This window comes from Thermus sp. NMX2.A1 (genome assembly GCF_000511705.1).
Lineage (GTDB): Bacteria > Deinococcota > Deinococci > Deinococcales > Thermaceae > Thermus > Thermus scotoductus.
This window is the reverse complement of sequence record NZ_ATNI01000121.1, coordinates 1-10,923: the sequence shown is the minus strand read 5'-3', so window position 1 is coordinate 10,923 and position 10,923 is coordinate 1. Positions and strand designations below refer to the sequence as shown.

Here is a 10,923-nt window from a genome sequence, read left to right as displayed (position 1 = left end):
GGCCAAACGTTAAGCGCCGGTAAAACCCCTTTATGCCAGCTTAACAATACCGGCCTAGGGTACAGATGGAGGTGGATCGTGGGAATGATGGGTTGGGGCGGCATGGGTTTCGGGTGGTTCTTCGGGCTTCTCAACATGCTCCTGGTGCTGGCCCTCTTGGGACTTCTCCTGTACCTGGGCCTTCGGGCCTGGGAACGGGGAAGCGGGGAGCCGAGAAGGGATGCGGCCCTGGAGGCCCTGCGCCTCCGGTACGCCAGGGGCGAGCTGGACGAGGAAACCTACAGAAGGTTGCGGAAGGAACTGGAAAAGGGAGGTGAAGCATGAAACGCTACGGTATGGTCTTAGGAGTTCTGGGCCTTTTGCTCTTGGGCCTTGCCCTCACCCAGGGCATGATGGGGGGTTTTGGTCCGGGGATGATGGGCTACGGCCCGCAGTACGGCCCGGGGATGATGGGCTACGGCATGATGGGCGGCCACGGGATGATGGGCATGATGGCGGTCTACCCTCCGGAAGCCCGGCCCATTCCCCAGGCAGAAGCCAAAGCGCGGATGGAAGCCTACGCCAAGCGCCTCTACCCGGGGGCACGCCTTAAGGACTTCATGGCCTTCAGCCAAAACTACTACGCCCAGGTGGTGGATGAGAAGGGGCAGGGGCTTTTTGAGCTCATCGCCGATCGCTACACCGGGGTGGTTTCCCCGGAACCTGGCCCCAACATGATGTGGAACACCCGTTACGGCATGATGGGCGGGCCCGTGCAGACTCCTGTCCGCTTCCCCTTGGCGGAAGCCAGGAAGCTGGCCGAGACCTTCCTGAAAGGCTACCTCCCGGGTGCCCAGGTGATGGAAGCCGGGGCTTTCCCCGGGTACTACACCTTTGACTTCGGGCGCAAGGAGGTGGAGGGCATGCTTTCCGTGAATGCCTACACGGGGGAGGTCTGGGTCCACACCTGGCATGGCTTCTTCCTGGGAGAGTGACCCCGGTAGGGCCCTTGCCCGGGGCAGCTGCCCCGGGCGGGGCCCAGGGCCTTTCCTATACCCCCCAAAACTCCTCAATACAACTTTCACGAAAGGCCTTTTCTCTCAGGTTCCGCTATCCTTTAGGTAGGGAGGGTACCATGACGGACTTAAGGAAAACCCTGAAGACCAGCCTGGCCGAGGCCCGGGCCCGGTTGGAAACCGCGCTAAGGGAAGAAGGTTTCGGCATCCTCACGGAGATCGACGTGGCCGCCACCCTAAAGGCCCGGCTGGGCCTGGAAAGGCCCCCATACCTCATCCTGGGGGCCTGCAACCCGAACCTGGCCGCCAAAGCCCTCGAGGCCGAACCCAATATCGGCCTCCTCCTCCCCTGCAATGCGGTGCTCAAGGAGGGGCCAGAGGGCGTGGAGGTCCTCTTGCAGGATCCCAGGGAGATGTTCCGGATCCTTCCTACAGAAACCCAGGAGGCGCTCAAACCCGTAGCCGAGGAGGCGAGAAACCGGCTGGAGAAAGCCTTGGCCAAACTCTAGGGGGTTCTGGAGGGACCTTTATACTTCCTTTACAAACCCCCCTTATCCTCATAAGGGTATGAATACCGACCGCCGAGCCCTTCTTAAGCTCACGGCAGGCCTTCTTCTATCTCCCCTGGCCCGGGGCCAGGCCTCCTTTCCCGAGCCCCCGGTGCTCAAAAGCCGGGACGGCCTCCTGCAGGTGCGGCTGAAGGCCGCCCCCACCCCCGTTACCGTAGCCGGGCGGGAGGCGCGGCTTTGGACCTATGGGGGCAGCTTCCCAGGGCCTACCCTCAGGGTGCGCCCTGGGGATACCGTGCGCCTCGAGCTGGAAAACCTCCTCCCCGAGTCCACGAACCTGCACTGGCACGGGCTTCCCATCTCCCCTAAGGTGGACGATCCCTTCCTGGAAATCCCGGCCAAGGAAACCTGGAGCTACGCCTTCACCGTTCCCCGGGACCTGGCAGGCACCTTCTGGTACCACCCCCACCTGCACGGGCGGGTGGCCCCCCAGCTCTTCGCCGGACTAGCGGGGGCCATTGTGGTGGAAAGCCCCGTGGACGGGATTCCCGAACTCCGGGAAGCCGAGGAGCACCTTTTGGTCCTCAAGGACCTGGAGCTCGCATCGGGCCGTCCCGCCGCCCACACCCCCATGGACTGGATCAACGGCAAGGAGGGCAACCTTCTTCTGGTCAACGGGGCTTCCCGCCCCACCTTGCGGGCCAGCAAGGCCACCTTGCGCCTCCGCCTCCTGAACGCCAGCAACGCCCGCTACTACCGGCTCCAGTTGGAAGGGCATCCCCTTTACCTCATCGCCAGCGACGGGGGCTTCCTGGAGGAACCCTATGAGGTCCCCGAACTCCTCCTGGCCCCCGGGGAACGGGCAGAGGTCCTGGTGCGCTTCCAGAAGGAAGGGGCTTTCCGCCTCCTCGCCCTTCCCTACGACCGAGGGGTCCACATGATGGGGGGGATGGAGCGCATGGGCCACGGAGGAATGTCCATGGGGACAAGCCAAAGGCCCCAAACCCTCCTCACCCTGGTGGCCCCGCCCCGCCCCAAACCCCTCCCCCTGCCCAAGGCCCTGGCCAAACTGCCCGCCCTCAGCCCCAACCAGGCCAGGGTGACCCGGCGCATCACCTTCACGGAGGACATGATGGCCGGGAAGTTCTTCATCAACGGCCGAACCTTTGATCACCTCAGGGTGGACTTCCAGGGACGGGCGGGGGACCTCGAGGTCTGGGAGGTGGACAACCAAGGGGACATGGACCACCCCTTCCACCTCCACACCCACCCCTTCCAGGTTCTCTCGGTGAACGGCAAGCCCCTTCCTTACCGCGCCCTCAAGGACGTGGTCAACCTGAAGGCCAAGGAGGTGGTGCGCCTTCTGGTTCCCCTTAGGAACCTTCCCGGGAAGACCGTCTTCCACTGCCACATCGTGGAGCACGAGGACCGGGGCATGATGGGGATTCTGGAGGTGAGCTAATGCCTCCCCACCACCATCACCACCACCATCACCACCCTTCCCACACTGCCTCTACTAAGGCTTTGGACCGGCATGCCGGCCATACCCCGGAGATGTTCCGGAATCGCTTCCTGGTCTCGCTTCTCCTCACCCTGCCGATCCTTTACGCCTCTGATGAGGTGAGGGGTTTCCTCCGCTTACCCCCCTGGGACGGGGTCCCTTGGATGCCCCTCCTCCTCGGAACCATTATCTACTTCTATGGCGGGGGCGTATTTCTCCAGGGTGCCAGCCGGGAGCTAAGGGGAAGGCGGCCGGGGATGATGACCCTGGTGGCCTTGGGGATCACCGTGGCCTTTGCCTACAGCCTGGCCGTGGAGCTGGGCCTAAAGGGGAAACCCTTCTGGTGGGAACTGGCCACCCTGGTGGATGTGATGCTCCTCGGCCACTTCCTGGAGATGAGGGCCATCCTGGGAGCGGGCGAGGCTTTAAAAGCCTTGGCCAAGCTGATGCCCCAGACGGCCCACCGGCTCCGGGATGGCCGGATTGAGGACGTGCCCACCGAGGCCCTAAAGGAAGGCGACCTCATCCTCATCCGCCCGGGGGAGCAGGTGCCCGCGGACGGCGTGGTGGTGGAAGGAGCCACCAGCATGAACGAGGCCTTCCTCACCGGGGAGTCCCGGCCCGTGGCCAAAGGGGTGGGGGACGAGGTGCTGGCTGGGGCGTTAAACGGGGAGGGGGCCATCCAGGTCCGGGTGACCCGCACCGGAACCTCCACCACCCTGGGGCAGATCATGCGCCTGGTGGAGGAAGCCCAGGTTTCCCGGAGCCGGTTTCAGGACCTTGGTGAACGAGTCGCGGGGTGGCTCTTCTACGTGGCGGTGCTGGGTGGAAGCTTAACCTTTATTTTTTGGATTGCCAGCGGTGAATCCTTGTCCTTCGCCCTGGAGCGGGCGGTGACCGTGGTGATTATCGCCTGTCCCCACGCTCTGGGCCTGGCCATACCCTTGGTGGTGGTCAACGCCACAGCCATGGCCGCCCAAAGGGGAATCCTCATCCGAAACCGGGAGGCCTTTGAGCGGGCCACGGGCCTCCGGTACGTGGCCCTGGACAAGACCGGCACCCTCACCGAGGGGCAGTTTGAGGTGCGGGCGGTGTATGCGGATGGCCTTGGGGAGCAGGAGGCCCTAACCTTGGCCGCGGCCCTCGAGGCCCTCTCCGAGCACCCCCTGGCCCAGGCCATCCTGGAGGCCGCCAAGGAGCGGGGGCTTCCCCTCCCCTCGGTCCAGGACTTCCGGGCCATCCCCGGGAAAGGGGTGGAGGGCCGGGTGGAACGCCGCCTCTACCGGGTGGGCCGCCCAGAGTGGGCGGGGGAGCTGGGCCTGGAAGTGCCCCCTTCCCTGCGGCAGGGCCTGGAGGAGGCCGAGGCCCGGGGGGAGAGCGTGGTGGCCCTGATGGACGAAAGTCGGGTCCTCGCCTACCTGGCCCTCCGCGACCGCCTCCGCCCCACGGCCAAGCAGGCGATAGACGCCCTGAAGCGCATGGGGATCACCCCGGTGATGCTCACCGGGGACGCGGAGGCCGTGGCCCGAACCGTGGCCCGGGAGCTGGGGATAGAGCGCTACCGCGCCCGGGTGCTACCCCAGGACAAGGCCCGTATCGTGCGGGAACTAAAATCCCAAGGCCCCACCGCCTTTGTAGGGGACGGGATCAACGACGCCCCTGCCCTCCTGGAGGCGGATCTTGGGGTGGCCATCGGAGCGGGGACCAATGTGGCCATTGAATCCGCCGATGTGGTGCTGGTCAAGAGCGATCCCCTGGACGTGGTCCGCCTCCTCCACCTGGCCCGGGCCACCCGGAGGAAGATGCTCCAAAACCTCTTCTGGGCCACGGGGTACAACATCGTGGCCCTGCCCCTGGCCGCCGGCGTAGCCTACCCCTTTGGCCTCCTGCTTCCCCCGGCCCTCGGGGCCCTCTTCATGAGCCTTTCCACGGTGGTGGTAGCCCTCAACGCCCTCCTCTTAAGGCGGGCGCGCCTGGATACCTAGGGCTAAACTGGAGGCATGGACTTCACCGCCTTAAGGGGGGACTTCCCCTTGATCGCCGGGCGGCCGGGCTTGGTCTACCTGGACTCCGCCGCCACCAGCCAGAAGCCCAAGCGGGTCCTGGAGGCCCTGGACCGCTACTACAAGGAGCTTAATGCCAACGTGCACCGGGGAGCCTACCGGCTTTCCGTGGCCGCCACCGAGGCCTACGAGGAGGCCAGGCGCCGGATAGCCCGCTTCCTTGGCGCCGAGGAAAGGGAGATTATCTTCGTGCGCAACACCACCGAGGCCATGAACCTGGTGGCCTACGCTTGGGGCTTAAGGAACCTTAAGGAGGGCGACGAGATCCTGGTCACGGAAATGGAGCACCACGCAGGGCTTGTGCCCTGGCACCTGGTGGCGGGGCTAACGGGAGCCCGCATCCGGGCCATACCCCTCACGGAGGAGGGCCGGCTGGACCTTTCCGCCCTGGACACCCTCCTCACGGAAAGGGTCAAGGTGGTTTCCGTGGTCCACATGTCCAACGTCCTGGGCACCATCAACCCCGTGGCGGAGATCGCCAGGAGGGCCAAGGAGGTGGGGGCCCTGGTGGTGGTGGACGGGGCGCAAAGCGCCCCCCACCTGCCCGTGGACGTGAAGGCCCTGGGGGCCGACTTCTTTGCCCTCTCTGGCCACAAGATGTTGGGGCCCACAGGGGCCGGGGTGCTCTTTGGACGGTACGAGGTCCTGGAGGGGATGATGCCCTTCCTGGGAGGAGGGGAGATGATCCGGGAGGTCCACGTGGACCGCTCCACCTACGCTCCCCCTCCCCAACGCCTTGAAGCCGGCACCCCCCCCATCGCCGAGGCCATCGCCTTGGGAGAAGCGGCCAGCTACCTGATGGAGATCGGCATGGAGCGGGTCTATGCCCATGACCGGGCCCTTTTGGAATACGCCTTAAAGCGCCTTGCGGAGGTGCCGGACCTCAAGGTGTACGGTCCCAAGGGGGAGGATCGGGGCGGGGTCATCCCCTTCACCTTAGGCCGCCTCCACCCCCATGACCTGGCCACCTTCCTGGACCAGGAGGGGATCGCGGTAAGGGCAGGGCACCACTGCGCCCAACCCCTGCACCGGAAGCTGGGCCTTGCGGCCACGGCCCGGGCGAGCTTCTACCTCTACAACACCTTCGAGGAGGTGGACCGGTTTGTGGAGGCCCTGCTAAGCATCCATGTCAAGTACCGGGCCTGGATATAATGGGGGAATCCATGAGCGTCCTTGACGAGCTTTACCGGGAGATCATCCTCAAGCACTACCAGAGCCCCAAAAACTTCGGGGTCCTGCCCCAGGCCACCAAGACCGCCGGGGGCATGAACCCTTCCTGTGGGGACCAGGTGGAGGTGATGGTGCGGCTGGAAGGGGATACCATCGCCGACATCCGCTTCCAGGGTCAAGGGTGCGCCATCAGCACCGCAAGCGCCTCCATGATGACCGAGCTGGTGAAGGGGAAGAAGGTGGCGGAGGCCCTGGAGCTTTCCAGGAAGTTCCAGGCCATGGTGGTGGAAGGAGCCCCCCCCGACCCGGCCCTTGGGGATCTCCTGGCCCTTCAGGGGGTGGCCAAGCTCCCCGCCCGGGTGAAGTGCGCCACCTTGGCCTGGCACGCCCTCGAGGAGGCCCTGCGGTGAGGCGTTACCCCGCCCACAAGGTGACCCCTTTGCTGGTCCAGTACCCCGACCTCATGGAGGCCTGGAAGGAGGCCGCCAAGGCTGGGCTCCTTAGGGCGGAGAGCCAGGATGGGCGCAACTACGTGGTGGTGGAAGACCCAAGCCTCATCGCCCGGCTCAAGGCCTTGGGCCTCGAGGGGGAATCCGTGAAGGAGGCCTAGATGCGCGGCGTGGTGTTTCTGCACGCTTTCCCCTACAACCCCCGGATGTGGGAGGAGGAGATGGGCTACTTTCGGGGACGGCTTCCCGTCCTGGCCCCCCATTACTTAGGGCTCTCCCTTTCCCAGGCAGCGGATAAGGTGCTGGGGGAGATGGATGAGGCGGGCCTCGAGGAGGCCGTCTTCGTGGGGCTTTCCATGGGGGGCTACCTCATCTTTGAACTTTGGCGCAGGGCCCCCGAGCGCTTCCTGGGCCTGGTGCTGGCGGATACCCGCGCGGGGGCCGACACCGAGGAGGGCAGGAAGAACCGCTATGCCCTAAGGGAAAGGGTTCTGGCGGAAGGGGTGGGCTTCCTCCCCGAGGCCCTTCTCCCAAACCACCTGGGCAAGACCACGCAGGAGGAGAAGCCTGAGGTGGTGGCAAGGGCCAAAGCCCTCATCCTGGAGGCCAGCCCCGAGGCGGTGGCAGGAAGCCTCCTGGCCCTGGCGGAACGGCCCGACTCCACCCCCCTTCTTCCCGGGATGCGCCGCCCGGCCCTGGTCCTGGTGGGGGAGGAGGACACCCTAACCCCCCCGGAGGAGGCCAAGCGGATGGCCAGGGCCCTGCCCGACGCCCGCATGCTCATCCTCCCCGAGGCGGGGCACCTGGCCAACCTGGAAAACCCCAAGGCCTTCCGCACGGCCCTTCTGGGCTTTCTGGCCGAGCTCTTCTAAAGGCGGAAGGCTTCCTCATAGTATGGGTTTGCTGGGGCTTAAGGGGCTACTCCCCCTTGGGTTCGCGGGCCATGAGGGCGGAAAGGGCCTTCAAGGGATCCAGCCCTTCGTAGACCACCTGGTACACCGCCTCAGCAATGGGTAGCTCAAGCCCGGTTCGCTCCCGCCAGGCCATGAGGGCCTTGACCGCATAGAGACCCTCCACCACCCCCCGGTCCTCGAGGCGCTCCAAAGCCTCGCCCCGCACCAGCCTCTCCCCCGCTCCCCGGTTCCGGGAGTGGAGGCTATAGGCGGTGGCCAGGAGATCCCCCAGGCCAGAAAGCCCATAAAAGGTAGCCTCCTCTCCCCCCTGGGCGGTACCGAAGCGCACCATCTCCCTAAGGCCCCGGGTAAGCAAAGCCGCCTTGGCGTTATCCCCCAGGCGGAGCCCGTCCACCATCCCCGCCGCCAGGGCCAGGATGTTCTTCAAGGCCCCGCCCAGCTCCACCCCCCGCCGGTCCTGGCTGGTGTAGACCCGGAAGGTGGGCCCGGAGAAAAGCTCCTGTACCCTTTTGGCCAGCTCCAAGGGACCCGCCGCCACGCCGGCGGTGGGGAGAAAGCGGGCCACCTCCTCCGCGTGGTTGGGACCGGAAAGGGCGGCCACGAACCTGCCAGTCAAGGCTTCCACCACCTCGCTGGGGGTGTGAAGCCTTCCCTCCTTGAAGAAAAGCCCCTTAGTGGCGGAAAGGTACCAAGGGGCCCGGGGCAGAGCCCTTAAGGTGTCCTCCAGGACCTTGGAGGGCAGGGCCACCACGGCCAGCTCCACTTCCTCCAAGGCCTCCTCCGGGTCGGCGGTGGGGTACAGGTAAGCGGGGAGGGCCACCCCCGGCAGGTAGTCCTTGTTCTCCCGGCTGGCCCTGAGGGCCTCCGCCTGCTCCTTCCTCCTGGCCCAAAGGGCCGTGGGAATCCCCTTGCTGGCCAGAAGGACCGCCAAGGCGGTGCCCCAGGCCCCAGCCCCCAGGATAGCCACCTTCATAGGAGCACGCTCACCTCCCAGGCCTCATACCAGGCCGCCAAAAGCAGGAAAAGAGCCCCCAGGTAGAAGGTGAGGAGCAAGGCCCTAAGCCCCTTCCTATACCCCTCCCCTCCCGCCGTCTTGGCCAGGAGGACAAGCCCCCCGAAGGTGACCAGGATGTAGGCCTGAAGCTCCAGGAGAAGGGTGGGGAGGTGAACCAGGAAGGCGGCGCCCAGAAGCGCCGGGGACAGAGCGAAGCCGAAGACCAGATAGCGAAGGGCGTTCAAAAGAAAGACGGGAACCCCCAAAAGCAAGGCGGGCAGAAGCCCGGTGAGGAAAAGCCCCTGGCCGAAGTTCCAGTGGAAGATCACCCCGGCCAAGACCAGGATGCCCTTTCCCGTGGCCTCCTCCAAGCCTATGGCCTCGAGGGCCCCTCCGAAAAGGGCCTGCACCGCCTTGGCCATCTCCGGCATCCCATAGGCCAAAAGGGCCCCCAGGCCAAAAAGGCCGTAAAGGAAGAGGTTGGTGAAAAGGTAAAGCCCCCTATAACCCCGGAGGAGGACAAGGGCTTCCAGAAGCCAAGCGCGGAAGGGGGACGGTTGGAAGAGGAGGAAGATCCAAAAGACCGAAAGGAGCAAAAACCCCCATCCCGCCGCTGGGGTGAGGAGGTACCCGGGGAGGGAAAGGCCTTCGGGGCGGAAGTAGACCCGCTTGGCCTCGCCGCCCTCCAGGACCACCACCACCTCCCCCACCTCTTCCCCCACGGCCGCAGGGAAGAGGACCCGGTTTCCCTCCACCCTAGGGCTATCCAGGTTGAGGGAGAGGCCCCTGGGGGGTGGTGGGAAAAGGGCGTAGCGCTCCAAAAGCTTCGGGGCCTCCACAGGGGAAGCCCTCAGGACCTCCTCGAGGCTCGGCGAAAGCTTTCCCGCAAGCCAGGCCTCCGCCGCCTGGCGGGCCAACTCCACCGCAGAAGAGGCCATGGCCCAGGGAAAAAGAACAAGAAGAAAGGCCAGAGGGCGCATGGCCTCAGACCTCCTCCAAGGGCACACCATCCCGGCACAGGGGGCAGGCTTCGGGAAGGTACTGGGGCACCTCCAGCTTCAGGAGGGCCCGGAAGGGAACACCGAAGTCCGCCTCCCCCCTGCTTCGGTCCACGATGGCCCCCACGCCCACCAAAACCCCTCCCCTGGCCTCCGCCGCCCGAATGGCCTTGCGCACGCTCTCCCCGGTGGTCACCACATCCTCCACCGCCAAAAAACGGTCCCCTGGGTTCACGGTGAGGCCCCTGCGCAGGGTCATGCCTCCCTGGCCATCCTTCTCGGCGAAGAGGGCCCTGGCCCCCAGGGCCTTGGCCACCACGAAGGAGAGCACCACACCCCCCAGGGCCGGGCCGATGACGAAATCCACCTTCTCGTCTTCAAATAGCTTGCCTAAGGCCTCCCCCACCGCCTCCGCATAGAGGGGATGCTGCAGGAGGGCAGCGGATTGCAGGAAGATGGGCGAGTGCAACCCCGAGCGCAGGAGAAAGTGCCCTTCCAGAAGGGCTCCCGTCCTGCGGTAGAGCTCCAGGACATCCATCCCCCCTACTCTACCAAAGCCCTATGGAAGTCCTCCGCCGCCTGTAAGGCTCCCTCCAGATCTGGCCTGCCCCCCGGATAGAAAAGGGCGCGGCTTGCGGTGTTCAAAAGGCCGGGGCCCTTCAAGGGCCTTCCCCCCTGGGCCCCTATGCCGGGGAGGAGGAAGGGAGCGCGGGGAGCCTTTTCCCGCACCGTCAAGACCACCTCCGGGTAAGTGGCCCCCACCACCATGCCCACGCGGCTCCACTCCCCTTCCCGGTATCCCTCCCCCTCCCGGGCCAGGGCCTCCGCCAGGTGGAGGTAAAGGGGCCTTCCCTCCACCAGAAGATCCTGCAAAAACCCTGATCCTGGGTTTGAGGTCTTGACCAGGACGAAAACCGCCCCCTGGCTTTCCCGGGCCGCCTGGAAGAAGGGTGTGAGGGTATCCAGGCCCAGGTAGGGGTTCACGGTGAGGGCGCTTCCAGGAAAGCGCAGGAGGTAGGCTCGGGCGTAAGCCTCGGCGGTGGAACCGATATCCCCCCGCTTCCCGTCAAAGATCACGGGCAGGCCCATGACCCGTGCGGCGCTGGCCAGCTCAAAAAGAAGCCCGAGCCCCTCCGGGCCCAGGGCCTCAAAGAAGGCCAGCTGGAACTTGACCGCAGCCAGCCTGGGAGCCAAGGCCTCAAGAAGCTCCACCGTGTACCGCTTCAAGTGGGCAACGGGCTCACGCCCGTGAAGCTCGGGCCTGGGATCCACCCCGAGGACCAAAGGAGGGCGGGAAAGCGCCAGGAGAAAGTCCATGCCTTCCACTATA

13 protein-coding genes are annotated in these 10,923 nt (G+C 65.6%); 9 read left to right on the top strand and 4 right to left on the bottom strand.

Annotated elements, in window-relative coordinates:
- The first annotated feature begins 84 nt into the window (after positions 1-84).
- From TNMX_RS11965 to TNMX_RS11925, 9 genes are all read left to right on the top strand, one after another.
- Positions 85-324: a hypothetical protein gene (locus TNMX_RS11965; RefSeq protein WP_008633486.1), complete on the top strand. Its 240-nt coding sequence runs from the start codon at positions 85-87 to the stop codon at positions 322-324.
- Positions 321-974, top strand: a complete 654-nt coding sequence (locus TNMX_RS11960; protein ID WP_038032549.1) for a hypothetical protein — start codon at positions 321-323, stop codon at positions 972-974. Before TNMX_RS11965 ends, TNMX_RS11960 begins: the two co-directional genes overlap by 4 nt.
- A gap of 140 nt (positions 975-1,114) precedes the next feature.
- The gene (locus TNMX_RS11955) at positions 1,115-1,504 is read left to right on the top strand and encodes a DUF302 domain-containing protein (protein WP_038032547.1); all 390 of its coding nucleotides are present in this window, start codon (positions 1,115-1,117) and stop codon (positions 1,502-1,504) included.
- 58 nt (positions 1,505-1,562) lie between these two features.
- Entirely contained in the window at positions 1,563-2,966 is a 1,404-nt protein-coding gene (locus TNMX_RS11950) for a multicopper oxidase family protein (protein WP_038032546.1), read from the top strand.
- Entirely contained in the window at positions 2,966-4,990 is a 2,025-nt protein-coding gene (locus TNMX_RS11945; protein ID WP_038032544.1) for a heavy metal translocating P-type ATPase, read from the top strand. Before TNMX_RS11950 ends, TNMX_RS11945 begins: the two co-directional genes overlap by 1 nt.
- A gap of 15 nt (positions 4,991-5,005) precedes the next feature.
- Complete coding sequence (locus TNMX_RS11940) at positions 5,006-6,220, top strand: aminotransferase class V-fold PLP-dependent enzyme (protein WP_038032542.1); 1,215 nt, start codon at positions 5,006-5,008, stop codon at positions 6,218-6,220.
- A gap of 11 nt (positions 6,221-6,231) precedes the next feature.
- Positions 6,232-6,648, top strand: a complete 417-nt coding sequence (gene sufU / locus TNMX_RS11935) for a Fe-S cluster assembly sulfur transfer protein SufU (RefSeq protein ID WP_015716292.1) — start codon at positions 6,232-6,234, stop codon at positions 6,646-6,648.
- Positions 6,645-6,848 carry a hypothetical protein gene (locus tag TNMX_RS11930; RefSeq protein WP_019551551.1) on the top strand — a complete coding sequence of 68 codons (204 nt, stop codon included), beginning with the start codon at positions 6,645-6,647 and terminating at the stop codon, positions 6,846-6,848. Before sufU ends, TNMX_RS11930 begins: the two co-directional genes overlap by 4 nt.
- Positions 6,849-7,559: an alpha/beta fold hydrolase gene (locus tag TNMX_RS11925; protein WP_038032540.1), complete on the top strand. Its 711-nt coding sequence runs from the start codon at positions 6,849-6,851 to the stop codon at positions 7,557-7,559.
- A 46-nt stretch (positions 7,560-7,605) separates the two neighbouring features.
- Here TNMX_RS11925 and TNMX_RS11920 read toward each other — a convergent pair whose 3' ends face one another.
- The 4 genes from TNMX_RS11920 to pyrF are packed head-to-tail and all read right to left on the bottom strand — an operon-like array spanning position 7,606 to position 10,910.
- A complete protein-coding gene (locus tag TNMX_RS11920; protein ID WP_038032539.1) occupies positions 7,606-8,574 on the bottom strand; it encodes an NAD(P)H-dependent glycerol-3-phosphate dehydrogenase in 969 nt (322 codons plus the stop codon).
- Positions 8,571-9,575, bottom strand: coding sequence for a hypothetical protein (locus TNMX_RS11915; protein ID WP_038032538.1), 1,005 nt, complete (start codon positions 9,573-9,575; stop codon positions 8,571-8,573). The genes TNMX_RS11920 and TNMX_RS11915 overlap by 4 nt, the downstream gene beginning before the upstream one ends.
- A 4-nt stretch (positions 9,576-9,579) precedes the next feature.
- Positions 9,580-10,131, bottom strand: a complete 552-nt coding sequence (gene pyrE, locus TNMX_RS11910) for an orotate phosphoribosyltransferase (protein WP_015716286.1) — start codon at positions 10,129-10,131, stop codon at positions 9,580-9,582.
- A gap of 5 nt (positions 10,132-10,136) precedes the next feature.
- Positions 10,137-10,910: an orotidine-5'-phosphate decarboxylase gene (pyrF, locus tag TNMX_RS11905; protein ID WP_038032552.1), complete on the bottom strand. Its 774-nt coding sequence runs from the start codon at positions 10,908-10,910 to the stop codon at positions 10,137-10,139.
- Positions 10,911-10,923 lie beyond the last annotated feature (13 nt).

Excerpts from the sequence above, each read along its gene's own strand:
- sufU (WP_015716292.1), top strand. The coding sequence starts at position 6,232 with ATGAGCGTCCTTGACGAGCTTTACCGGGAGATCATCCTCAAGCACTAC.
- TNMX_RS11945 (WP_038032544.1), top strand. The coding sequence starts at position 2,966 with ATGCCTCCCCACCACCATCACCACCACCATCACCACCCTTCCCACACT.
- TNMX_RS11920 (WP_038032539.1), bottom strand. The coding sequence starts at position 8,574 with ATGAAGGTGGCTATCCTGGGGGCTGGGGCCTGGGGCACCGCCTTGGCG.
- TNMX_RS11915 (WP_038032538.1), bottom strand. The coding sequence starts at position 9,575 with ATGCGCCCTCTGGCCTTTCTTCTTGTTCTTTTTCCCTGGGCCATGGCC.
- TNMX_RS11940 (WP_038032542.1), top strand. The coding sequence starts at position 5,006 with ATGGACTTCACCGCCTTAAGGGGGGACTTCCCCTTGATCGCCGGGCGG.
- TNMX_RS11950 (WP_038032546.1), top strand. The coding sequence starts at position 1,563 with ATGAATACCGACCGCCGAGCCCTTCTTAAGCTCACGGCAGGCCTTCTT.
- pyrE (WP_015716286.1), bottom strand. The coding sequence starts at position 10,131 with ATGGATGTCCTGGAGCTCTACCGCAGGACGGGAGCCCTTCTGGAAGGG.
- pyrF (WP_038032552.1), bottom strand. The coding sequence starts at position 10,910 with ATGGACTTTCTCCTGGCGCTTTCCCGCCCTCCTTTGGTCCTCGGGGTG.
- TNMX_RS11960 (WP_038032549.1), top strand. The coding sequence starts at position 321 with ATGAAACGCTACGGTATGGTCTTAGGAGTTCTGGGCCTTTTGCTCTTG.
- TNMX_RS11925 (WP_038032540.1), top strand. The coding sequence starts at position 6,849 with ATGCGCGGCGTGGTGTTTCTGCACGCTTTCCCCTACAACCCCCGGATG.
- TNMX_RS11955 (WP_038032547.1), top strand. The coding sequence starts at position 1,115 with ATGACGGACTTAAGGAAAACCCTGAAGACCAGCCTGGCCGAGGCCCGG.
- TNMX_RS11965 (WP_008633486.1), top strand. The coding sequence starts at position 85 with ATGATGGGTTGGGGCGGCATGGGTTTCGGGTGGTTCTTCGGGCTTCTC.